This is a genomic window from Pseudoalteromonas sp. (assembly GCF_041629635.1).
GTDB lineage: Bacteria > Pseudomonadota > Gammaproteobacteria > Enterobacterales > Alteromonadaceae > Pseudoalteromonas.
Window position 1 is genome coordinate 1 of record NZ_JBFKMX010000060.1, and the last position, 22,163, is coordinate 22,163.

24 protein-coding genes are annotated in these 22,163 nt (G+C 36.5%); 11 read left to right on the plus strand and 13 right to left on the minus strand.

Translation table 11 applies throughout. The features are described from left to right. Together ABYD77_RS10165 and ABYD77_RS10170 are read left to right on the plus strand one after the other, a co-directional pair. The coding region (locus ABYD77_RS10165; protein ID WP_372769494.1) for an NAD-dependent epimerase/dehydratase family protein at window positions 1-770 on the plus strand (770 nt) is incomplete at its 5' end. An 84-nt stretch (window positions 771-854) separates the two neighbouring features. Then, window positions 855-1,451 carry a thymidine kinase gene (locus ABYD77_RS10170; protein ID WP_372769496.1) on the plus strand — a complete coding sequence of 199 codons (597 nt, stop codon included), beginning with the start codon at window positions 855-857 and terminating at the stop codon, window positions 1,449-1,451. Window positions 1,452-1,516: 65 nt separating this feature from the next. Here the strand turns inward: ABYD77_RS10170 and rlmF are convergent, their stop codons facing one another. Then, window positions 1,517-2,401: a 23S rRNA (adenine(1618)-N(6))-methyltransferase RlmF gene (gene rlmF / locus ABYD77_RS10175; protein ID WP_372769498.1), complete on the minus strand. Its 885-nt coding sequence runs from the start codon at window positions 2,399-2,401 to the stop codon at window positions 1,517-1,519. Between the two features lie 597 nt (window positions 2,402-2,998). On the opposite strand from rlmF, the gene ABYD77_RS10180 reads away from it, so the two are divergent. From ABYD77_RS10180 to ABYD77_RS10190, 3 genes are all read left to right on the plus strand, one after another. Next, complete coding sequence (locus tag ABYD77_RS10180) at window positions 2,999-3,298, plus strand: hypothetical protein (RefSeq protein ID WP_372769500.1); 300 nt, start codon at window positions 2,999-3,001, stop codon at window positions 3,296-3,298. A gap of 76 nt (window positions 3,299-3,374) precedes the next feature. After that, window positions 3,375-3,731, plus strand: a complete 357-nt coding sequence (locus ABYD77_RS10185; protein WP_372769502.1) for a hypothetical protein — start codon at window positions 3,375-3,377, stop codon at window positions 3,729-3,731. 84 nt (window positions 3,732-3,815) lie between these two features. Beyond that, complete coding sequence (locus tag ABYD77_RS10190) at window positions 3,816-5,177, plus strand: M17 family metallopeptidase (RefSeq protein WP_372769504.1); 1,362 nt, start codon at window positions 3,816-3,818, stop codon at window positions 5,175-5,177. A 1-nt stretch (window position 5,178) separates the two neighbouring features. On the opposite strand, the gene ABYD77_RS10195 is transcribed toward ABYD77_RS10190, so the two are convergent. From ABYD77_RS10195 to ABYD77_RS10210, 4 genes are all read right to left on the minus strand, one after another. After that, on the minus strand, window positions 5,179-5,496 hold the full coding sequence (locus tag ABYD77_RS10195) for a ribbon-helix-helix protein, CopG family (protein ID WP_372769506.1): 318 nt from the start codon (window positions 5,494-5,496) through the stop codon (window positions 5,179-5,181). Next, window positions 5,483-6,148 carry an AAA family ATPase gene (locus ABYD77_RS10200; RefSeq protein WP_372769508.1) on the minus strand — a complete coding sequence of 222 codons (666 nt, stop codon included), beginning with the start codon at window positions 6,146-6,148 and terminating at the stop codon, window positions 5,483-5,485. Before ABYD77_RS10200 ends, ABYD77_RS10195 begins: the two co-directional genes overlap by 14 nt. After that, complete coding sequence (locus tag ABYD77_RS10205; RefSeq protein WP_372769510.1) at window positions 6,145-6,459, minus strand: PilZ domain-containing protein; 315 nt, start codon at window positions 6,457-6,459, stop codon at window positions 6,145-6,147. Before ABYD77_RS10205 ends, ABYD77_RS10200 begins: the two co-directional genes overlap by 4 nt. 133 nt (window positions 6,460-6,592) lie before the next feature. Then, entirely contained in the window at window positions 6,593-7,660 is a 1,068-nt protein-coding gene (locus ABYD77_RS10210) for a ketoacyl-ACP synthase III (RefSeq protein ID WP_372769512.1), read from the minus strand. A gap of 833 nt (window positions 7,661-8,493) precedes the next feature. Between ABYD77_RS10210 and ABYD77_RS10215 the strand changes: the two genes are divergently transcribed. The 3 genes from ABYD77_RS10215 to ABYD77_RS10225 all read left to right on the plus strand — a co-directional run bounded on the left by ABYD77_RS10215 (window position 8,494) and on the right by ABYD77_RS10225 (window position 10,154). Then, window positions 8,494-8,745, plus strand: coding sequence for a hypothetical protein (locus tag ABYD77_RS10215; protein ID WP_372769514.1), 252 nt, complete (start codon window positions 8,494-8,496; stop codon window positions 8,743-8,745). A 168-nt stretch (window positions 8,746-8,913) separates the two neighbouring features. Beyond that, window positions 8,914-9,174 carry a hypothetical protein gene (locus ABYD77_RS10220; protein ID WP_372769516.1) on the plus strand — a complete coding sequence of 87 codons (261 nt, stop codon included), beginning with the start codon at window positions 8,914-8,916 and terminating at the stop codon, window positions 9,172-9,174. 20 nt (window positions 9,175-9,194) lie between these two features. After that, on the plus strand, window positions 9,195-10,154 hold the full coding sequence (locus ABYD77_RS10225; protein WP_372769518.1) for a hypothetical protein: 960 nt from the start codon (window positions 9,195-9,197) through the stop codon (window positions 10,152-10,154). 11 nt (window positions 10,155-10,165) lie between these two features. On the opposite strand, the gene ABYD77_RS10230 is transcribed toward ABYD77_RS10225, so the two are convergent. The 4 genes from ABYD77_RS10230 to ABYD77_RS10245 form a co-directional block, all read right to left on the minus strand. Continuing rightward, complete coding sequence (locus ABYD77_RS10230; RefSeq protein WP_372769520.1) at window positions 10,166-10,642, minus strand: FKBP-type peptidyl-prolyl cis-trans isomerase; 477 nt, start codon at window positions 10,640-10,642, stop codon at window positions 10,166-10,168. 51 nt (window positions 10,643-10,693) lie between these two features. After that, window positions 10,694-11,413 carry a tetratricopeptide repeat protein gene (locus ABYD77_RS10235; protein WP_372769522.1) on the minus strand — a complete coding sequence of 240 codons (720 nt, stop codon included), beginning with the start codon at window positions 11,411-11,413 and terminating at the stop codon, window positions 10,694-10,696. A 14-nt stretch (window positions 11,414-11,427) separates the two neighbouring features. Beyond that, complete coding sequence (locus ABYD77_RS10240) at window positions 11,428-13,374, minus strand: putative bifunctional diguanylate cyclase/phosphodiesterase (RefSeq protein ID WP_372769524.1); 1,947 nt, start codon at window positions 13,372-13,374, stop codon at window positions 11,428-11,430. Window positions 13,375-13,509: 135 nt separating this feature from the next. Beyond that, window positions 13,510-14,184: a DUF3313 domain-containing protein gene (locus tag ABYD77_RS10245; RefSeq protein WP_372769526.1), complete on the minus strand. Its 675-nt coding sequence runs from the start codon at window positions 14,182-14,184 to the stop codon at window positions 13,510-13,512. 170 nt (window positions 14,185-14,354) lie between these two features. Between ABYD77_RS10245 and cdd the strand changes: the two genes are divergently transcribed. Further along, the gene (cdd, locus tag ABYD77_RS10250; protein WP_372769528.1) at window positions 14,355-15,218 is read left to right on the plus strand and encodes a cytidine deaminase; all 864 of its coding nucleotides are present in this window, start codon (window positions 14,355-14,357) and stop codon (window positions 15,216-15,218) included. 19 nt (window positions 15,219-15,237) lie between these two features. Here the strand turns inward: cdd and udp are convergent, their stop codons facing one another. After that, the gene (gene udp, locus ABYD77_RS10255; protein WP_372769530.1) at window positions 15,238-15,990 is read right to left on the minus strand and encodes a uridine phosphorylase; all 753 of its coding nucleotides are present in this window, start codon (window positions 15,988-15,990) and stop codon (window positions 15,238-15,240) included. Between the two features lie 116 nt (window positions 15,991-16,106). Here udp and ABYD77_RS10260 point away from each other — a divergent pair, with 116 nt between their 5' ends. Continuing rightward, window positions 16,107-17,573: a cobyric acid synthase gene (locus tag ABYD77_RS10260; RefSeq protein WP_372769532.1), complete on the plus strand. Its 1,467-nt coding sequence runs from the start codon at window positions 16,107-16,109 to the stop codon at window positions 17,571-17,573. On the opposite strand, the gene ABYD77_RS10265 is transcribed toward ABYD77_RS10260, so the two are convergent. From ABYD77_RS10265 to ABYD77_RS10275, 3 genes are all read right to left on the minus strand, one after another. Then, on the minus strand, window positions 17,562-17,867 hold the full coding sequence (locus ABYD77_RS10265; RefSeq protein WP_372769534.1) for an Mpo1-like protein: 306 nt from the start codon (window positions 17,865-17,867) through the stop codon (window positions 17,562-17,564). The two genes, ABYD77_RS10260 and ABYD77_RS10265, sit on opposite strands and share 12 nt — an antisense overlap. A 481-nt stretch (window positions 17,868-18,348) precedes the next feature. After that, complete coding sequence (locus ABYD77_RS10270) at window positions 18,349-19,398, minus strand: M48 family metallopeptidase (protein ID WP_372769536.1); 1,050 nt, start codon at window positions 19,396-19,398, stop codon at window positions 18,349-18,351. Further along, window positions 19,398-20,477: a YjgN family protein gene (locus ABYD77_RS10275; RefSeq protein ID WP_372769538.1), complete on the minus strand. Its 1,080-nt coding sequence runs from the start codon at window positions 20,475-20,477 to the stop codon at window positions 19,398-19,400. Before ABYD77_RS10275 ends, ABYD77_RS10270 begins: the two co-directional genes overlap by 1 nt. A gap of 370 nt (window positions 20,478-20,847) precedes the next feature. Between ABYD77_RS10275 and ABYD77_RS10280 the strand changes: the two genes are divergently transcribed. After that, complete coding sequence (locus ABYD77_RS10280) at window positions 20,848-21,963, plus strand: arginase family protein (protein WP_372769540.1); 1,116 nt, start codon at window positions 20,848-20,850, stop codon at window positions 21,961-21,963. Window positions 21,964-22,163: the final 200 nt, after the last annotated feature.

The window sequence follows — 22,163 nt, forward strand, 5'->3', positions numbered from 1 at the left end:
CATTAGAAAATCCGATGGCATATATTGATTCAAATATTGTTGGCATGACAACAATTTTAGAAGGTTGTCGCCATAATAAAGTTGAGCACTTAGTTTATGCTTCATCTAGCTCGGTTTATGGCATGAACGAGAAAATGCCATTCTCAGAAGATGATGCGGTAGATCATCCTGTATCACTTTATGCCGCTACTAAGAAATCCAATGAATTGATGGCGCACACATATAGTCACTTATATGGGCTTGCAACAACTGGTCTACGATTTTTTACTGTGTATGGCCCTTGGGGTAGGCCTGATATGGCGCCATATCTTTTTACTGATGCAGTTTTAAATGACCGAGAAATAAACGTATTCAATCAAGGTAAAATGAAGCGCGATTTCACTTATATTGATGACATTGTTGAAGGCATCATTCGGATCCAAAACGTTATCCCACAAGTGGATAACACGCTTAATCGCAGTACACCTGCAAAGAGCGATGTGCCTTATAGGCTCTACAATATTGGAAATAATCAACCAATAGAGCTAATGCAATTTATAAATGCCATTGAGATTGCTTCAGGCAAGCAAGCGAAAAAGTTGTTTTTGCCGATGCAAGCAGGAGATGTACCTGCAACTTTTGCAGATACAACAAAACTAGAAAGTGTTATTGGTTTTAGGCCTAAAACAAGTATTCAAGACGGCATTAATGCATTTGTTGATTGGTATAAAGAGTATTATAAAATAAGCAAAGGAAAATCAATAAACGTTAATTCCCGCTCTAATATCTAAGTATTATTGTTTAAAACTAGTTAATGGCTAGCGTTAACCAATGAACTTAGATAGCATTACCTCTTTTATTACTTCGGGTATATTATGGCTCAGTTGTACTTCTATTATTCTGCGATGAATGCAGGAAAATCTACTACGTTATTACAGTCGGCATTTAACTATAAAGAACGTGGTATGGAGCCATTAATCTATACTGCAGCAATTGATACGCGATTTGGCGCAGGTAAGGTAAGTTCGCGCATTGGACTTGCCGCTGATGCGTCATTGTTCTCACCTGAATCAAATCTAATTGATGAAATAGCCACCAAACATGCCATTAAAAAAATTGATTGTGTTTTAATTGATGAAGCGCAATTTTTAACTAAGAAACAAGTTGAAGAATTGTGCTTAGTGGTAGATAGATTAAAAATCCCTGTGCTGTGTTACGGCTTAAGAACCGATTTCTTAGGCGAGCTGTTTATTGGTGCACAGTATTTATTGGCGTGGGCCGACAAACTGATTGAACTTAAAACGGTTTGCCACTGTGGGCGTAAAGCTAATATGGTGCTTCGAACAAATGAGCAAGGTGTGCCAATTACTCAGGGTGAACAAGTTGAAATAGGCGGTAACGATCGTTACGTTTCTGTTTGCCGTAAGCACTATTTTGAAGGCTTAGAAAATCAAATTGCTGTACCTAACTAATTTTTTACTTAGTTGGACTCAATTATTTATTGAGCCCAACTAGTATTTATCTAAAACAACTCAGTTTACGCGTTAAATTGCCAACACAATAAGTTCATTACTTTTTGTCCATGCGCTAAAGGTAAAACTTGATAACTGCAGTCATCTAACTTTTCTAACGCTTTTGTTAACTGAGGTAAATTTTCCCTCTTTGAAATCAGTGAGGTAAATATACCTACTTGTAATTTAAACAATTCACTTTCTTTTATCATGTTGCGTAAGAAAGCGAGCTCTCCACCTTCACACCACAATTCTGCTTTTTGCCCAGAAAAATTAAATCCTTTAGTGCCGTTTTTATCTAAGTTTTGCCACTTACGTTGATTAGCTTTTTTGGCATTTTCTAAAGAGCTATGAAAAGGTGGGTTACAGCAAGTTATATCAAAATAGTCATTTTCCCTAATAATGCCCTGAAATATTCGCTGGGGCTCTTTTTGTAATCTTAGATTTATCGGCAGTTGATTAAATGTTGCAAGGTTTTTAGCTTGTTTTAATGAGTTATTATCAATATCGCTAGCCGTTGCTCTCCAACCGTAAATTTGATGCGCCAAAATAGGGTAAATTAAAGACGCCCCCGTACCAATATCAAGTAAATGTATTTTCTTGCCAGTGGGTACATCACCATTTTGTTTTGTTGCCAGTAAATCCGCTAAGGTATGAATTAAATCAGCACGTCCTGGTACTGCTGGGCATAAATTTACATCAGGAATGTCCCAAACAGCAATTTTATAATCTTCGACTAAAAGTGCTTGATTAAGCGCTTTTACAGCAATTGCATCGCTAAAATCAAGTGATGTTTTCTCGTATTCATTTTTAATTAATAGTGCTTTGAGCAACGGGGAGTTCTTCGCTAAACGCTCTAAATCATAACCATTAAGATGAATATTACGTGGATGATGTTTTTTTGATGTCATGTTAGCTTCAGTCTTACTGATAATCAGTATATTTTAACACGCTCTTTCGTCATCTCTTGCAAAAACAAGCCTAAATTTTTAGTATTTATATGATATGACCAGGTGAATATATGTAAATATGTTTAAACAACTGTCTCACCTAAAAACTTGGCAAATGTCGATAAGGTTCATTTAAGGCAAATTTACGAAATATTAAAGAGCTTGTAGTGCTTTTTATGGGAAATACTCGGTTGTTTTATACCCATTCTAATAAAGGATTAGCCTCGTTTTAGCTGAAACGGGTTTTATTTGTTTCGTTCCTCAGAGGTAGAAAAAATAGTGAACCTATAATTTCAGTTCAAAGCAAAGCTGGTCAACAATGTACTATCTTCGAAGAAATACCTGCAATACTGGGTGTTATAAAAAAGGCATCCAGGCAAAGGCAATTCATTTCCTATTTTACGCCATTCTTGTGAAGGGAGTTTTACTTAATTGAGTACAGGCACGTTTTCAACAGCACACAAATGAGTTTAAAGCATCCGTCTATTTTGCATCAAAGCGGTCGATATACATATGCACATGAGTAAATAATTTCAGGCAAATTTAGTTTGGTACTTTATGTCATCCATTTTAATCATAATGTATGGCTATTTACCAGCAAAGCGTTTTGGTTCAGACGATGAAACCCGCTTATCTCATAAAAAGGACGTTGAATGGATAAAAAGAAACCATTGGAAGAGTTCTTTTGATGACTTTGATTATGGCAAAGCATTACCAGAAGAATCTTTGCCGCCAATTCTTTATATTTGTAGTGGTCAACTAATTTTGGCTAAATTCGTTATACCAATATGTATCAGAAACAGTGGAAAATCAGAAACATTCCAAGATACTTTAGATTGGTTTATACAACACACTTAATACAAAGGGATTTAAACCAACAACTTTTTACAGAAATCGTTTATGCCTTTTTCATTTCATGTGCGAAAATAAAAGAATGCGAACGATGAAATATTTCCATAAAGCACCTATGCGTGTGCTTAAAATAAAACAACAAAGAAGCCGATTAAAAGTTCGTCGTCAAATGTTGCAAGTAAAACATGCACTCGCTCAAGAAAAAAAAGAAACAATTGATATGCTAATTACTTATCGTAATTATACGCAAGGTAAAGCAAGTAAAAGTGAACTAAAAGAAGCAAATCAACAATTTCTGGATGTTTTAAAAGGTGTAGGATTAGGCATTTTTGCTATCTTACCTTTTGCACCCATCACAATTCCGCTCATTGTTAAATTGGGCAAAATGGTAGGCGTTGAAGTACTGCCAAGTGCCTTTAACAAATCAGAAAATAAGTAAATTTCTTAACGTATAAATCAGACAATCAATTCAAATGTTTGTTATGCTATTACGTATAATTTAAACAAATGAAGGTCTTTAAATATGACGCAAGCCCTAGTTCACCAATCTGAAGGGATTCCGCTTACAATTCTTGCATCAAGCGAATTTAACGCTTGGCAACAAAAGCAAAGCAAAATTATTCAAAATTGGCTTAATGCGATAAGTTTTGAAGGCAAAGGTGTATTACTAGTACCTAATTTTACAGATGGGAAATTGGAAGAGGTAGTGTTCTTCACTCAAAGTACAGAATCTCTTTGGGCATGTGGCGATCTTGCTAGCCAGCTACCGGATGGCACATATTTATTAACCAACGATAAAGATACTAGCAAACTAATCGCGACTAGTTTTGCGTTAGGCTGTTACGATTTTGCACCATATAAGCAATCTAAAACGCAATCAGTCAAATTAGCAATAGCTGACAAAACTGTATTAGATGAAGTAGTGACCTATGTTAAAGGTGTTAGCATTGTTCGTGATTTAGTGAATATGCCTGCGGGTGATATGATGCCACAGCATATGGCTGAATTTATGTCTGATATGGCGGATGAGTTTTCAGGCACTTTTTCACAAATTGTTGGTGATGAATTACTTGAACAAAACTATCCAACAATCCACGCTGTAGGCCGTGCGAGTGCAAATAAGCCAAGACTGCTCGACTTACGATGGGGTGATGAAAATGCTCCAAAAGTAACTTTAGTTGGCAAAGGTGTTTGTTTTGATTCTGGTGGTTTAGATTTGAAACCTGCTTCAGGCATGCGTTTAATGAAAAAAGACATGGGCGGTGCAGCGCATGTATTAGGTTTGGCGCATATGATCATGGCATTTAAATTACCTGTTAATTTGCGCGTGATGATCCCTGCCGTTGAAAATGCGGTTTCTGATAATGCGTTACGCCCAGGTGATGTTATAAAAACACGTAAAGGGATTACAGTTGAAATCGATAATACTGACGCTGAAGGTCGCCTAGTTCTTTGTGATGCATTAGCAGAAGCGGTGAATGACAAACCTGATACTCTAGTCGATTTCGCAACCTTAACTGGTGCATGCCGTATAGCTTTAGGTACTGAGTTACCAGGCTTTTTTAGTGATGATAAAGCATTAGTTTCAGGCTTAGAAGCTGCCGCTGAAGCTGTTCAAGATCCGGTGTGGCATTTACCACTTTATCAAGATTACAAAGATTTATTAAACAGCTCAGTCGCTGACATGACAAACTGTGCGCCAGGTCCATTTGGTGGTGCCATTACAGCTGCTCTTTATTTACAAGAGTTTGTTGATGACAATATTTCATGGGTTCACTTTGACGTAATGGCGTGGAACTTAAGAAAGTTACCAGGCCGTCCTGTAGGGGGGGAAGCTTTTGGTGTGCGTGCTGTATTGAAGTACTTACAAGATAAGTATCAATAACTTATTTTGTTTCGATATGATCTATTAGTTCATCCAAGGTTAACTCGTCGCCTTGGGCAAGTTCATGTATCAGTAATCTAAGGATATATGATTTAGACAAGCCGGATTTTTTAGATATCTCATCAAGCTGTTTTATATGATCCGGCGAAAGGGTAAAAGTTGCATTTTTGAACTTTCGCCCTTTTTTTAAATGTCTTTTTTTATCAAGATTGCTGCACTTTCCTTGTGCATATAAATTCGCTTGCTCAATAAACTCGTCGACAGAAATCTTTTCTTTTTGATTTCGTGATTTGTTCTTTTTTAAATCAATTAAACTCATGACCGTGAACCACCTCCATTGTTAATAACTCGTCAACAATGGCTTTTATTTCTTGAGCTGCTTTACCATCTGGGTCGCGCTCAATTACAGACTGACCATTTTCCTCACTATCATCATATATATTTCTGCTAAAGGTAACAGCATTTAAGACAGGAATCCCATATGAGGCACAAACTTCTTTTGCTTCGATTATCCGATTAGCCTGATTGGGTAGAGAGGGGCATTGGGTAATGACAAAAGCTGCATTTAACTTCGGATTTACCATTTTACAAGTGGTTAAAATATCTTCCATATGCGGGACGGTTTTTAGGTCACGACGTTTTGGTCTAAGTGGGATTATGGTGTGATCTGCAACTGACATTGCAGCTCGCAATGCGAGATTATCTTGCCCGCCACAATCAACTATGACGTAATCGTAGTGGTTTTCTAAACTTAAAAGGTCATTTCTAATTTTTCCGTACAGTTGTACGCAATTGATACAAGGCAGTTGTGGATTGGTATTACGAGCTTGGATCCAATCGGATGATGTTCGTTGTGGATCACAATCGACGATTAGCACAGTGAAATTCTGAAGCGTTAGATATACCGCTACATTCTGTGCCAAACAGCTTTTACCGCTACCACCTTTTTCGCCGCCAACAAGAATAATCATTTTGCACCCCCTTGCTCGATAAATTCCATGGCAACATCAAACCAATCATGAACCTCGGTCTCTCTAATGACTTTTGCGTAGACTGAGTTAGTGTTACCTTGTTTATCTCGGAATGTAACTTTTACAGGATTTTCGGTATTGATAGGGCGGTCTATATTAACTTTTAGCCCGCCATTGGATACATCAATACACATTGCTTGGCGTTTAATAATATTGCCATTTTCACATTGCCATTCTAAGCCGATAAGCTCTTTTTCCATGTCAAGTCGTAATGAGCGTCTTTGTTCTATTGCGGAAGTATGCTCATGCATAGTAGTACCCTTTAACATTCGCAAAATTGCAATCCATCACATGCGTTATGGCGCGTCTTAATATTTAAAGCGTAGTGTTAAAAGGAAAATTTGCAAATAAGAAAGCCTGCATAATTACAGGCTTTAGAAGAGGTTACTGACAATGCTCTACAGCATATTGGATTAATTCCAGGCTCGATTTATCACATTTTGATAATGCGTGGGTAGCCGCAATGATCGGGGTAGTTCGCTCTCCCCATTGAATATAACTGGCAGCCCATGTTAAACCAGCACCAAATGCAGCTGAAATAATACTGCTATTTGGTTTAATTAAACCACATTCAACAGCTTCACACAGCGCAATAGGAATGGTCGCCGCAGAGGTATTACCGTACTTATCTATATTCACCATAACAGATTCATCAGGTAATTTTACTTTAGTTTGAATCGCTTGGATTATGCGTAAATTTGCCTGATGTGGAATAAGCACATCGATATCAGATATATCACTGCCCACTTGCTGCAATACATCATCCACTGCGGTTGTCATACCTTTTACTGCGCGTTTAAAGATTTCGCGCCCTTCGAATAAAATATCAGAAGGTCCTATTACTTGGTATTTATCAATGTCAGTACCAAAATTACGAATATGAAGAATTTCACGGTCTTCACTATCACAGCCAGTTTTTGTTCCAAGTAGTCCTGATTTATCATCGCTGGCTTCAAGAACGACAGCACCTGCACCGTCACCGAATAATACAGCGCTATCACGGCGCTGCCAGTTAACGTACCAAGTCATTCGTTCAGCACCAATTACAACCGCTTTTTTAATCATGCCAGCTTGAATTTGCGCCGTGGCATTTTGTAATGCATACAAAAACCCAGAACATGCGGCGTTTACATCACATGCAGCAGCCCCTTTGGCACCAATATTTTTTTGAACTTGAGATGCGGTATTTGCAACCAGTGTTGTTGGTGTGCAAGTCGCAAGCAGAACTAAATCAATATCACTTGCATCGGTAATACCGGCACAATCAAGGGCATTACGTGCTGCTATAGTTGCTAAATCAGCGGTACTTTGATGAGAAATACGACGCTCTTTTATGCCAGTACGAGATGTAATCCATTCATCATTAGTTTCCATTATTTGGCTTAGATCATCATTTGTGAGTGTTACCGGTGGAATGCATTTCCCCCAGCCGGTAATTTTGGCATACTTCATTAGCAACCCTTACGTTCATTTCTTAGTGTATTGAACTGGTTATACCAGATACAGTGCGATTTGTCTTTGTTTAAACGCGCTAGCTATCGTTTTGTTTGCTAGCTTTATCAGTACCTAACTCTCCTGAAAATTCGTTAGTTGAACTTTCTTTGGGTGACTTCTCTATTTGCATTCAAATAACTAAATTGATTGTTGCAGTTTTAAATCCTTATTTATTAACATTTTGGCTATTTTGTCATCTTTATAATTAAAAAATCATTTACCAATAATGCCAACTTAATAACCACCATATGAAAAAAAGAGAGACTCTCTTATAGTATCTGCCCATTCTTCATTGCAAAGGCTCATTAATAATCAAAAGGCGTCTAAGGTATGCACTTCCTTTTAAACAATAATATGAGAATTAGTGTACCTAAAGACAAACGCTGATATGTATAGTGTTTAAGATTGTCTTCAATGTTGAGTATTTTAAGCTTAATTTGATAAGTACCTAAAAAAGTTACAGAAACTTAAATTCAAGATTAATATTTTGTGGTGTATTAAAATAACTATTTTCTATCAATTGTTTAATAGTAAGTTTTTATTTACTTGAGGAATAGGATTGCACAATGAAACAATCAGGCCAGAACTGATTAATAATGACAAAACTAGTGGATGCAAAATCACAAACACTTAAGATACCTTATGTTAAGCGATAAATCGTTAAGGAATAAATTATAAAATACTATAACGGTAATCGAGTATGTTTGAACATTAGTACGTTCATTCATTATTATTCGATGAAGATTTCAAGGTAAAATTAAAAAACCACAAAGAGTTTAAACTGGAACATTATGGCTAAACCAAATAAGCGTTTACCAGAACGTGTAGTTGATATTATATGTGCGTTATGTAAAACCCGGCTTTACAAGTACCATAAAAATGGAAAAGGTGCGTTAGTTAAGTGTTTTAAAGAACGCATAGCTAAAGATTTTTGCGATGTAGCTTGTATTTGCCCATCATGTGGACAAGAGTTTGCGCGAGAACAGATGATTCGAGGTAGTATGGCTTATAAAATAATTGGCGGTAAGGCCAAAATAAGTTAGTTATTTTAACACTAAGTCAAGGACAAAAGTGTTTGCATGCAGTTTTTAAATCATTAGAATAATTGCGACTGAGGGTTCTCCTCAACTACAAGCTGTTTCAAGGAATGAAAATCGCCCTCCCCACGGACCGGGCCAGCATATTTGGGCGCATAAGCTTGGAGTTATCAATTGATTTCAATTATTTTCGATATTATCGGCATGACCGGTACATTTCTTGTTGTCGGTGCGTTCTTTTTATTGCAATTAGATAAAGTTAAACCCACAGGTATTGCTTATAATCTAATGAACCTTTCTGGTGCAATTCTTTTACTTATAAGCCTCTGTTATAATTTCAATTTAGCGAGTTTTGTAATTGAATTATTTTGGATTGCAGCATCATTAATTGGTCTTTATAAATACTATAAAGCACCTAAAAAAGTTGCAATCTAGTAACTGACTAAGGAGAGGGAATGTTGTTAAACCATATTTATCGTGTAGGTTACTTGGTATTAATAACAGTCCCTTTTTTATCCTTTTCAAATTCCTCCGCCAATTCACAACCAACGCCCAGTCAAATTGAATCGATAAGTGCTGAACTTAAAAATGAAGTCACTGAAAGTGCGACATTATTTCGTTCGCGTTTAAATACACATATGCAAAATTCGGCGCAATGGCTTGATAAATTAGTTAAAGATGATAATGCAAAAGGGGATATCGCAAGTGCAAAAGGCTATGTATCATTAGGTTTTGCACCCCGCGCAAGAGATCTACTCGATTTCGATAATCAATTTAAAGTCTCTTTAGATTTACCAAATTGGGAAGAGAAAGTGAGCCTGATTATCGATAACGATGAAGAGGAAGAAGATAGGCTACCCCTACAAAGTATTTCTACTGAACAAAATAATAACATTAACGCAGCGTTTAACTGGTATATGGTTCAGCGTAAGCGCTGGAATGTTGAGCATCGTATTGGTTTTAGCCGTTCAAACTTGTTTGCCCAAACACGACTTAAATTCCGTCACACTATAAATGATTGGCGATTTTCAGTCAGTCCTAGTATTGAATATTATTTAGAAGACGGTGTTGGTGTACGCCTGTACACTCGTGCAGACGTTAAATTAACACCACACCAAATATTAAACTTTGCATTTAATACGCGTTATGTTGAAAGTGAACCGACAAAGCGAGTATCCATTGGGGTGTTTCATAGCCAAACCTATAATCAAGATAAAGCTGGTGTAATTGGGGCTTGGGCAAATGACAGTTTTAGTGGAGAACGCAGTTACTACGCATCGTACCGCTGGCGCATGCGTTTTTTTGAACATTGGCTGTTTTTTGAAGCAGAACCATTTGTTGAATTTAGAGAGCGTTATGATTTTGACGATGAACCTGGAATTGCATTAAGGCTCATCGCTTACTATGGTGTTTAACGCTTTTAAAACTAATCTATAACTTCGAGTAGTTCAATTTCAAAAATAAGTAATGATGCTGGTGGAATTTTCCCTACAGCACGTTTTCCATATGCCAAGTTATAAGGAATAACCGCTTTGACTTTCTCACCCGTTTTCATAAGCTGAAGTACTTCAGTCCAACCCGGTATTACTTGATTTTGTGAAAAGCAAAGAGGTGTATTTCTTTCTACAGATGAGTCGAAAACAGTGCCGTCAATTAATGTACCATGGTAATGACATTTAACCTTGCTTGCTTTACTTGGTTGTTGCCCATTAGAATTTGCAACGAGCATTTCATATTGTAAGCCTGTAACAGTTTCAATTACGTCTGACCCTAGTTTGTTCTCTGCTAGATATCGATTTTGTAATTCAATGTTTTGTTTAGCTATTTTTGCATTGTTAAGTGAAGATTTAACAATTAAACAAATAAGCGCAATTATGATACATAGAAGGAAAAGATTAAGCACAGGCGGTTTCCAAAAAATAGAAACCATGCCTGTAAATAAGCTAAAAAGCAATTAGATGCGACGTTCATCACCGTAATATTTACCAGCTAGAATTTTTTGGTAAAGTTCATTCGCTTTTTCTTTAGCATCTTTAACCTGAGAAGGAGACATTTTACGTTCATCTAATTTACGACTATGGCTAGCATCCTTATGGCCATTAAACTCTGCAACCGAATTCCAAATAAAGGACATCTCTAAATTTTTATCCACACCTTGTCCTTCAAAATAAAGAAGTGCAAGATTAAATTGCGCCGCAGCATAATTTTGCGCAGCTGCTTTTGTGTACCAACTTTTTGCTTGGAAAAAATCTTGTATCACCCCTGTGCCATTGGCATACATAACACCCAGATTAAATTGTGCGGCTGCAAGGCCTTTTTGAGCTGATTGCTCATATAGAGACACGGCTTTTTGCAGGTCTTTATCAACTCCTTTTCCGTATTGGTAAAGAGTGCCTAAAGCGAAAATTGCGTCCTCTTCACCCAGTGCAGCACCCTTTTCATATATTTCAGATGCTTTTTTCGGATCTCGTGGAATACCGTATCCAAACTCATACATTTGACCTAAATGATACATTGCAGGTCCGTAATTATTTTGTACTAGATAGTTAAAGTGAAAGAGTGCGGTTTCAAAGTCACCTTCATTTGCGGCATCGATCCCTTTTTGTAAATCAGCTCTTACAAAGAATGTGATAAAAAATAAACTTATTATTAATGTTTTTACTGTATGTCTCATAAATATATTTCCTACTATACGGAATGAAGTTTAGGTCGTGTTGCAGGTTCATTTTCTGGCAGCCAAATATTTGTCCCTGTGGCTGCAATATGGTTTATGTTTGTTCTAAGTACTTTACTACCGACGGTATTTGATGTTTCAGGTTTTGATACTAGATAACCCTGGACACATTGAATCCCCATTTTCCGGACTAATTCAAATTGTTCTGCAGACTCAACACCTTCAGCTACAACTTTAAGGTTTAATTGATGGCCTAGTTCACTAATTGAATGAAGGATTTTATTATACTTGGGGTTATCATTAGCTTGGTCGATAAACAACTTATCAATTTTAATAACATCCACAGGCAATTCTGCTAAGGTACATAAAGAGCTAAAACCGGTACCGAAATCGTCAATTGCAATGGTGATCCCTTTTGTTCGCAGATTTTGTAGGCTACTGATTGTCTCTTTAGAAGCTTCAATAAAACACGATTCGGTAATTTCAAGCATTAGAGCTTTTGGTGGTAACCCTACTTTTTCGATAGTTTCAATTACCCACTCATCAAGTTTTCGATGCTTTAGCTGAACTCCTGAGATATTTACTGATATTCGTACACGCGTCATACCGGCGTTATACCATGCTGACATTTGTCGACAAGCTTCGAATAATATCCAGTCTCCAAGTTCTAAAATTAAATTTGACTCTTCGGCAATAGGTATAAACTCGGTCGGTGTAATTGTACCCTCTACTGGATGATGCCACCTTACCAAAGACTCAAAATAATCAATACTGCAATCTTCAACATGAACTATAGGTTGAAATGATAAGGAGAAATTGTTGCTGCCTAAAGCTAATCGCATTTCTTCCAATAAATAATGATAACGTCGCATTTTACTTCCCATATCTGGTGAGTAAACACGAAATATTCCCCGTCCATCTGTTTTAGCGCGATACATTGCTACATCGGCCATTTGAAGCAAAGCAAACGGAGTTGCAGCACTATCAGGGTAAATTGCAATACCGATACTCGTACCAATTTTGATAACTTTATTACCTAATACGAAGTCACGCTCAATTTCATGTAATACATTTTGTGCAACGTTTACTGCAATAGAAGGATTATTAAGGTCACTAATAAAAATTGAAAACTCATCACCACCTAGTCTAGATAAACTCTGCTCGATACCATTAATTGGGTGCAAACACGATAGGTTGTGATTACGTACAATTGTTCTCAAGCGTTCAGCAACTTGGATCAGGACCTCATCTCCGAAGCTATGACCAAATGAATCATTCACTTGTTTAAAGCCATCAAGGTCAATGAACAATAAAGCCTGTTTTTTATCTGTTTTTTCTGCTTCTGCAAGTTGTTCTTTTAAATGACTTAAATATGCATGTCTATCAGCGAGTCCAGTCAATTTATCTTGGAATATGTTTGTTTCTGTATCGCGTTTATATCTGTTTACTGCTTCGCAAAGAGAGTTTATAGAGTGACTTAAACGCGCCAACGAAATTTCACTTTCATACTTTGGTATATCGAGATTAAATGCACTTAAGAGATTATCAGTTTTACTGTTAAGAAGTGTTATTGTTTTCTCAAGTTTCCTTTGTTTGGTTGTTGCAATAATCAAGGGAATAATAATTAAAACAGATAACAACAATAACAATGGAAAATTTGAAAATAGTAGAACTTCCGTAAGCAGTTTCTTAAGCGGAATGACAATAACTTTGTCATCCGATTGCTCAATTCGGATAAATGTTTGATTTTCACTACTTACAAAATCAATGTAACTAAATAAAGTAGAGAATAAAGTTGATTTTTGAGGTTCAAGAGAAGAAGAATCTAAAATAACTTGCGTTATTTTCGAGTCTTGATGATACGATAGTGCCACACCTTGTGTTAAAGACAAAGCTAAAATGAGATAGGTAGCAATGATAAACCCTAATATAACGAAAACAACACGGGATATAGATTTCATAATTTGCACTTTATGACCCTGCTAAACCTTCGCAATTTCCATAAGTTTACTAACCAGTATAGTTTATGCGAAAAGTGTTACCAGTTTTATTTTTGCGCCGAAGACTATCACAAAAATTAAGTTAAATCTTTAACATCACTGCGTTTTATTGTTGTTTATCATGAATGTACCTAAATGAAAGTGATATTCTTGGTGCTTAAGATATATTTGAAATATCGCATTTTTAAGCGCATTTGCCCAGCTCTGAAAGATTGTACGCACATCACTCCAGTTGAATACCTGCGTATTTAAACGCCAATTATCATGTGCTGTCGCTCTGTCGATGGAAGTTGCAATTACTTCGTTAGACTCACCGTCTAGTATTATTGCTTTCAGTACCATAGAACCCGCATTTTGAGTGTATGAGCGACCATTAATGTTTTGATTTATCCTTGATGATTCTAAAGGAGCAGAAAGGCGTATATCGGGAATCTCAATATACAAAACTAGAGTGTTTTCGTCCACACTATCTTTGTACTGCCAAATCTGTTTATCATCAAAGGTGTTTTTTGCCATGGATATAAATTCAGCTTCAAGCTTTTTAAGACCTGATTCTTGAATGTCAAAAGTTGCGTTGTATCCATCCCATTTTTCCTTTTTTGGCGGCTTGTAGTTGTCTGAATGGTTGTTATCTGCTGTTATCTTAGCGATATGAATAGCATTGTACTTATGCCAATTAAAACTCTGCTTTACATAAGACAGATCCATCTTGGAGTTGTCGATTTTAATTAAATCACCAAATGTAATATCGTTATCAGTTTTAGATAGCATTAACGGCTTAGATGCACAGCCCAGCATTGTTGCAGCGGTTAAAAGGGGGGTAGTAAAATTCGCATGGTCATCCTTAATTTTATAATTAGTTATTTACACTTAGGTAACTAGAATTAAATATTTGTGTCAAGCGGACATTTGACCTTATTGTAGGAAGGCAGCAATCGGTAGTGTTAACTGCCTTTTTAAAAGTTTTATTTGCTAATATGACAACAATTCAGCAATTTGAATCGGCAATATCAAAATTTACCGAACGCAAATCTTATCTTAGCAGTGATGAAGTAACTCACTTAGCCTCCCTATTTGACACTAAAAAAAACTTTTTCGATGTTCTTTTGAAGTGGGTGTCTGGCTATGCAATTGCGCCAGTTTCTAACTTTCACGTTGCAGCACTTGCTCTTGAAGCAGGTGAGCAGGGGCGCTTATTTTTTGGTGCAAATTTAGAATTTAAAGATGAAGCATTAAGTCTTGTAGTCCATGGAGAGCAAAGTGCTATTCACAATGCGTTGATCCATGGCGCTGCAAAAATTGAAAAACTAATTATTAATGCATCGCCATGTGGTTTTTGCCGACAGTTTATCAATGAGATCAAATTAGAGAATCAACCAAAAATCTCTGTCGATGATACGACAAAATCAATTCAAGATTATCTACCAGATGCATTTGGTCCAAGTGATTTAGATAATAATGCACCGCTATTTTCGTACCCTTTTAAACAAAGTTTATCCATTGACGATTTTTTTGCCCAAAGTTATGCACCTTATTCTGGCAACAATGCAGCGTGTGAAATAACAACTTCGAATAATCAACAATATTTTGGTGTTTACTTAGAAAATGCGGCATATAGCCCAAGCTTATCACCTCTGCAAGCAGCCTTAAGTCAAATGCAATTGCACAATAGGGATTCCGGTATTAAAGGCATCAAGTCAATTTTAATAAAACAGCGAAAAGGCAAGGGTAATCAAAATGGTGTTACTTTAGCTGTGGCAAGTAGTTTAGATAAAGCAATAGATGTGGTGTTTGAGGAAGTATAAAACTTCCTCGATTAACCGTTTAAATGAGTATTTCAGCAGTTTTTAATACTGCTTGTACTGCAATTTTTTCTACTTTTTGATGATCGGTATTTGGAATTTCACTGCGAGTTCTATTAACTAAAACCCCTGCAACACACGCCGCTTTTAATCCAAGAGCAGAACACATGGTAAATAATGTTGCTGATTCCATTTCGTAATTCATAACGCCTAGTTTTTGCCATTCATCAAAACTTCCTTGGAACGCTTTTGTAACATAACCTGAGTAAGTGTCATAACGTTCTTGACCAGGGTAGAAAGTATCAGAAGAAGCTGTAATACCTAAATGATATGTTGCACCTAACTCATCACAGGCATTAACCATGGCTTGAGTTGCAAAAAAGTCTGCAACAGCAGGGTATTGGATTGGTGCGAAATGTTGACTCGCACCGTCTAAACGTACTGATGCATGACTAATTAATAAATCACCTTCATTAATACCTGGCTGAATAGCGCCTGTTGTACCAACACGAAGAAAAGTATGAATACCTAGCTGGGCTAATTCTTCAACTGCAATTGAGGTACTTGGGCCACCAATACCGGTTGAACATACAATAACCGGTGTTTGTTTTAAAAAGCCTAAATACACATGATATTCACGTGTTTTAGCAAGTGCTGTTGGGTTTTCAAGAAATTCTGCAATACGTTCAGCGCGTGCTGGGTCGCCAGGTACAATCGCAAGTGTAGCCCCTTGCAGTGCGTCTTTATCTAAACCTAAGTGAAATACTTTTTTCATCCTTAATGCTCATACTTAGCAAATATTAACAACAGTCTGAATTATCGCGCTAATTTGTAAAGGACAATGGTCCGTAAATTTGTTAGTGTGCAGCAAATTTGAATTGTGAGAACAGTATGAAAGCAAAGCAAACATTGATGGTACAAGGCACAACCTCTGACGCTGGAAAAAGTATCTTAGTTGCTGCATTGTGCCGAATTCTATCAAATCACAATGTTCGCGTTGCCCCTTTTAAACCACAAAATATGGCGTTAAATAGCGCTGTTACAAAAGACGGTGGCGAAATAGGCAGAGCACAAGCTGTACAAGCTGAAGCTGCAAGAGTTGAAGCTACCGTTGATATGAATCCTGTATTACTTAAGCCAAATTCAGACATAGGTGCGCAAGTGATTGTGCATGGTAAATCAATAGGCAATTCCGATGCGGTCGATTACCATCAGATGAAACCTAAATTATTAAGCGCTGTACTTGAGTCTCATCATAAATTATCGAATCTATATGATGCTGTGATTGTCGAAGGTGCGGGTTCCCCTGCAGAAATAAACTTAAGAGATCGCGATATTGCTAATATGGGATTTGCAGAGGCGGCTGATTGCCCAGTCATAATTGTTGCAGACATTGATAAAGGTGGTGTTTTTGCACATCTAGTGGGTACATACGAATTATTATCTGAATCAGAAAAAGCGCGAATTAAAGGGTTTGTTATCAATAAGTTCAGAGGTGATATAGCGTTATTAAAGCCAGGAAACGATTGGTTAGAACAAAAATTAGGTATTCCTGTACTTGCAACGATCCCGTATATTCCAAAGCTTTATATCGAGCCTGAGGATGCGATTGATTTCAACCAAATTATAAACGCAGATACTGTTTTGCATGTTACTGTGGTTGTTTACCCTCGAATCTCAAATCATACGGATTTTGATGTATTACGTTTACACCCAAATGTAGAACTGAGTTACGCGCGTACTCCAAACGAAGTTAAGAAATGCGATTTGCTAATTTTGCCAGGCTCTAAAAGTGTGATATCAGACTTCAAATTTTTAGAACAAGAAAAATGGCAAGATTACATCGCAAAGCACCTACGTTATGGTGGCAAAGTGTTCGGTATTTGTGGCGGGATGCAAATGTTAGGGCAAGATATATTTGACCCAAGTGGTATTGAGTCAACGTTATCCGAACAAAAAGGTTTAGGTTATTTACCAATTAAAACAACCTTAATGCCCATAAAAACACTAAGTAAAACGAATGCTGAATGCTTAAAAACAGCGGTTCCGGTATCTGGTTATGAAATCCACGCAGGTGTAAGTGAAGCTACTGAGCACTGTGAGCGTTTATTTAAATTAACCAATGGTGAGTTTGAAGGTTATCGAAGTGCGGATAAGCAAATAGAAGCAACGTATTTACATGGCATTTTTGATAACAGCCAATACCTTAGTGAAATTTTAACTTGGGCAGGTTTAAATGATGCTCAAACTTTTGATTATAAAAAGGAAAGAGATGCTCAGATTGAAAAGCTAGCAAGTGAGGTTGAAGCTGTTCTTTCTATCGAAACAATAAAAGACTTACTCTGTTTACCAAGGTAAACGCCTGAGTAAAATGTCGCGAAAGATTAACAAATCGCAAACAAAACTGTATAGCGGGTATTGAAAGGTTGCAGGTTTGTTTTTTTCAAAAACAAAGTGTCCAATCCAAGCAAATAAATAACCTAATACTAAACCTAAAAGAATATAGTAGGGAGCTTGTAAAATAAAAGCAGCTGCCAAACATGTAAGCCCTAAAAGCGATCCTACAAAGTGTAATCTGCGGCACACAGTGTTTTGATGTTGAGATAAGTAAAAAGGATAAAACGCTTTCAAAGATGTGTATTTAGATGTCATATTGCTTATGTACTAAAAGAGCAAATTTTTTATTGTAGATTTTTAAAAAGTAAATGAATTTGTCACTGTATGCAATTAATCGTTTCTTCAACTCTTTTTGCTTTGGGTAATATATACAAAAAAACATGAACCGTTCAAAAAGTAATAAATTTAAACAAAAGATTAATTAGCCCTAATTAAAAGTGATAATCAAACCTAATTTTTCATTATGCATAAGCCCTGTAAGTTTTATTTGTTCAATTTGCTTTCATGAATTCATCGGCAAACTAACGAAATCATACGCCATTAATTGCTTTCAATATAGGTTATTATTGAAATGAACACCGATTAACAAGATAGAGCAACTTCTAATGTTCGTGAAAGACTGATTAGCTAAATAAGTTTTAAATAACAGCTAATAATGAACTTAATAGCTAGAAGTATAAAAGCTTTGTTTGAATTCTCTCACAGCAAATTCAACACCATGAGAGAATTTTAAAAATTATTCTTGTTCCGAATTGAAGTTCTTTGCTTTTTCAATGCGCTCTACAATGGCTGGATGTGAACTTAGGTATTTAAAAATACTTTCTGTGGTATCTACTTTTTCTTCATTAAAACTTTCCATAGCATCAGCAAATGCCGCCGGTTCATAACCTAATTTTCCTAGGTGGCTAAGAGCAAAATTATCAGCTTCTGTTTCCATGTCACGAGAAAAATTGGCCTGAATAACTGCAGAACTTGCACCAACCATTAATTCACCCACCGTTTCTAAATCACCCAGCAATAGAGCAAACACGATGGCGCTTGATAACGATTGGGCAACTAACTTCAGACTATGTTTGGCTTCTACATGACCAATTTCATGTAGAATTATTGCCATTAGCATACTATCAAATGTGGCTGTATTTTGTGTTTTTTCAAATTCCATTAACTGGATTATTAAACTATCAGTAACAACCACAGTACCATTTGGAAGTGCTAATGCATTTGCGCCAAAGTAGTCACTTTGTTTAATTAATAATTGATAGTCTTCATTATTTAATTGCAGGGTTTCAAGCGCTTTATCGAACAGAGAATTTACACTATTTTTTGTATTGTCATCGAGTGTGGATGGCGATAGAAATGCCTCATCTATAATGGTGAATGATTGTTCGCCCATATAGGCTGGAATACTCTCTGGTAACCATTCAACACTTTTACTCGCAAGCGCTGGCATAGCAACCATAATTAACCAGTAAATTAGCGCGGGTGCTAAAATAATAGAAGAAACAACAGTTAGCCAATTGCTTTCCAGGTGACTTAATAGAGAGCCACTTTGTTTATTTAAACGCCAATTTTTGTCGGCTGGAATAAACATATCACCATTAGGCAAGCGTATTTCGGTTGCTATACCTGGAATAGCATCGCTTAATTTTACTTCAGTTAAGTTATATGAACATTGCTCTGTACCATTTGAAATGATGCTCAGATGATGCTCAGTTACAACTAATTGGGCAGTACACGCATGTGAGCTGCCCGAGCGGTATAATGTACCATTTATGATTTGTGACATCAGGTAATCGCGATATCTAAATCAAATACATCAGCGATTTCTTCACCAATTGCTGATTTTTCATCTGTCATATCATCAATAATATGGTCTGCATTAGGGTGAATTTCAATATAGGTACCATTCGCTAAATAACGTGCTTTTCGAATTTTTGCCCATGGGTAGGCAAGACCAAGTGATAAACCAATAGCAATTAGGTTAAAGAACACTAAACGTGTAAATTGCATTTCAGTAATTGTTGATTCGAACTGAACAACGTCTTTAATTTCACTATTAGCAAAGTTATGGGCACGAATACGAGACTGATAGATACCCGTAATTAAACTAAACATTCCCACGTATAAAAGCGCACTTATTGGGCCCATAATAAACATAGCCACGCTTAACCCAGTTGGATCCATGTTTGTTGTATCAACAGTTGCACCAAAAATCGCCGCGCCAATACCAATCACAATTGCAAAACCAAACATTGCACCCACTGATATTGCAACTACCAGTAAAAAGGCAATGTAGTAGTCAGTTGCCGATAAATCGGTTTCAATTTGACGATCTCCATATGTTGTGTTGCCTATAATGTATTCATTAATTTTTTTAATCACCCAAGGCATAAGAAGATAGAGGGTCAATACAGCTAAAATTGGTAAAATAATGAATAGTAAAAATGCCTCACCATAACTGCCTTTAAAACCAAAGCGTACATTACGGTAACTGGTCATTTTATTTTGAAAACGCATACTTCGATTGATCACCCATGGCATTAAAAACATGGCAATAAGCATGATGAAAAGGCCTAATATAGGCACAAATTGTACTGAACCCATGTAAATTATGAACAATACAACGGCAATAATACGACCAATTAATATTTGAATGGGATTTGCTAAATAAGTGAATTGATGTCCTTCAATACTCGTATTGCTATAAAAATAACGATGAGTACGTACTTTGGCCCATGCTGAATAAATACCAAGCGTAAGGATTGTTAAAACGATATTAACTATCCAAATTTTGAAGAATTGTCCTGTCTCACCTGAAAATTGAACCTGTGAACGACGTATTTGCTCTGTAGTGTTTAGTTCCATTAAACCTTTCCTAATTATTATTTGTTTTAAGATTGCCATTGTAAATCATTTAGTTACAAAGTTGAACTTGAAGATTTTTGAAAGCCTATGCAATAAGAGTGCATAGAATAACGTTTATAACATGGTTTTAAGCGAATAGAGATTTGACATTTAAATATGAAAACTCTATGTAAGGGGCATGTAGATTAATGCTTTATCAAACACTTTTAAATAATCGCTTTATTTACAAAGCTTTAAACCGATTGGTTAAGACGCAACGAACTAACGTTATGTTATTTACAAGTCGTTAAGCGATGTTTTTACGTAAAGCACTAATATAAATTTTATAATGCATAATTATATTGAAGTTATGTTTAGCCAGGAGCAAATAATGAGCGACGCTAAAAACACCTTTATTGAAAAAGTTTCTAACTGTCTTTGTCCGCCAGGTAACGGTGTATTTACTGTAAATACAGCAAAAGAGAGAAAAGAAGCATTACACCAATCAATTTATGGACAAACAGATAATATTGATGCTCTTTGGCGTGATAGCTTAGCCAACATTGATGCAAGTGAATATAAAGCGGTTACTTTAGGCATCAGCTCAGATTGTGGTGGTGGCATTTTACGTGGTGCAAACTGGGGTCCTTTGTTTCTTCGCAGCACGCTAATGGAGCAGCAACCTAATTCAAAAACATTCGACCTTGGTGATGTACGTGTAATACCGCACCTGCTTCATGATAAATATTTAAATGATGGCACTATTTCGAATTGTCAAAAAGCACTTTACCAAGATGAACAAAGTGAATACTCAGTAAGCCCACTATCAATTACAGAAGATGTATGTGACGATTTTTATGCAAATTTCCCAACAAAAGGGATTTTTGGTATCGGTGGCGATCATTCAATAAGTTACCCATTAACAAAGTCTTACTTAAAAGCAAAACGCGCAGCAGGTAAACGCACGGCTATTATCCATTTTGATGCTCACACAGATTTACTGGTTGAGCGATTAGGCATTGATCTTTGTTTTGGCTCTTGGTGTACGCATATTTTAGAATTTTTACCAGCGCCACATCACCTTATTCAATTTGGTATTCGCTCAAGCGGTAAAGATAAAACACATTGGGAATCGACCTTTGGTGTGAAACAACATTGGGCACATGAAATTCGCGAACAAGGCGCGCAAGCAATTGTTGATGGTGTAATTGCACAATTGAAAGCGGATAAGGTAGATGAACTCTATGTTAGTTTCGATATCGATGCCTTAGATGCAACATTTGCTGCTGCAACAGGTACACCTGAATATGATGGTATGACGCCTGATGAAGCGGTACTTATATTAAGCGCTCTAGCTAAAGAGTTTCCGATTACGGGTGCAGATATGATGGAAATTGCCCCATTTACGGATGCATCTCATAGTGGTAAACAAGCATCAGAAAGCACATTACGCGAAGGTGCAAAAATTTCTGCACTGTTAATTGATGCGATGAACAGCGTAAAATAGTAATATTATTATTTAACTAAAAAGGTGCCAGTTGCTATCTTTTTAGTTAAAAAATTTTTTAAATCATGTTGCAACATAAAGTCGCAACATAAAAAGTATGTGTGACATTTTGTTTATTACAAAAATGTGAAGACAGATTTTTGAACTGAGATAAAAGTAGGGCTTGCTGTAACAAACCCTTCATTAGTTATAAATTAATC

Excerpts from the sequence above, each read along its gene's own strand:
- rlmF (WP_372769498.1), bottom strand. The coding sequence starts at position 2,401 with ATGACATCAAAAAAACATCATCCACGTAATATTCATCTTAATGGTTAT.
- ABYD77_RS10210 (WP_372769512.1), bottom strand. The coding sequence starts at position 7,660 with ATGAAGTATGCCAAAATTACCGGCTGGGGGAAATGCATTCCACCGGTA.
- udp (WP_372769530.1), bottom strand. The coding sequence starts at position 15,990 with ATGAAAAAAGTATTTCACTTAGGTTTAGATAAAGACGCACTGCAAGGG.
- ABYD77_RS10180 (WP_372769500.1), top strand. The coding sequence starts at position 2,999 with ATGTCATCCATTTTAATCATAATGTATGGCTATTTACCAGCAAAGCGT.
- ABYD77_RS10275 (WP_372769538.1), bottom strand. The coding sequence starts at position 20,477 with ATGGAACTAAACACTACAGAGCAAATACGTCGTTCACAGGTTCAATTT.
- ABYD77_RS10270 (WP_372769536.1), bottom strand. The coding sequence starts at position 19,398 with ATGTCACAAATCATAAATGGTACATTATACCGCTCGGGCAGCTCACAT.
- ABYD77_RS10185 (WP_372769502.1), top strand. The coding sequence starts at position 3,375 with ATGCGAACGATGAAATATTTCCATAAAGCACCTATGCGTGTGCTTAAA.
- ABYD77_RS10195 (WP_372769506.1), bottom strand. The coding sequence starts at position 5,496 with ATGAGTTTAATTGATTTAAAAAAGAACAAATCACGAAATCAAAAAGAA.
- ABYD77_RS10235 (WP_372769522.1), bottom strand. The coding sequence starts at position 11,413 with ATGAGACATACAGTAAAAACATTAATAATAAGTTTATTTTTTATCACA.
- ABYD77_RS10280 (WP_372769540.1), top strand. The coding sequence starts at position 20,848 with ATGAGCGACGCTAAAAACACCTTTATTGAAAAAGTTTCTAACTGTCTT.
- ABYD77_RS10225 (WP_372769518.1), top strand. The coding sequence starts at position 9,195 with ATGTTGTTAAACCATATTTATCGTGTAGGTTACTTGGTATTAATAACA.
- ABYD77_RS10215 (WP_372769514.1), top strand. The coding sequence starts at position 8,494 with ATGGCTAAACCAAATAAGCGTTTACCAGAACGTGTAGTTGATATTATA.
- ABYD77_RS10170 (WP_372769496.1), top strand. The coding sequence starts at position 855 with ATGGCTCAGTTGTACTTCTATTATTCTGCGATGAATGCAGGAAAATCT.
- ABYD77_RS10265 (WP_372769534.1), bottom strand. The coding sequence starts at position 17,867 with ATGACATCTAAATACACATCTTTGAAAGCGTTTTATCCTTTTTACTTA.
- ABYD77_RS10245 (WP_372769526.1), bottom strand. The coding sequence starts at position 14,184 with ATGCTATCTAAAACTGATAACGATATTACATTTGGTGATTTAATTAAA.
- ABYD77_RS10260 (WP_372769532.1), top strand. The coding sequence starts at position 16,107 with ATGAAAGCAAAGCAAACATTGATGGTACAAGGCACAACCTCTGACGCT.
- ABYD77_RS10200 (WP_372769508.1), bottom strand. The coding sequence starts at position 6,148 with ATGATTATTCTTGTTGGCGGCGAAAAAGGTGGTAGCGGTAAAAGCTGT.
- ABYD77_RS10190 (WP_372769504.1), top strand. The coding sequence starts at position 3,816 with ATGACGCAAGCCCTAGTTCACCAATCTGAAGGGATTCCGCTTACAATT.
- ABYD77_RS10240 (WP_372769524.1), bottom strand. The coding sequence starts at position 13,374 with ATGAAATCTATATCCCGTGTTGTTTTCGTTATATTAGGGTTTATCATT.
- ABYD77_RS10205 (WP_372769510.1), bottom strand. The coding sequence starts at position 6,459 with ATGCATGAGCATACTTCCGCAATAGAACAAAGACGCTCATTACGACTT.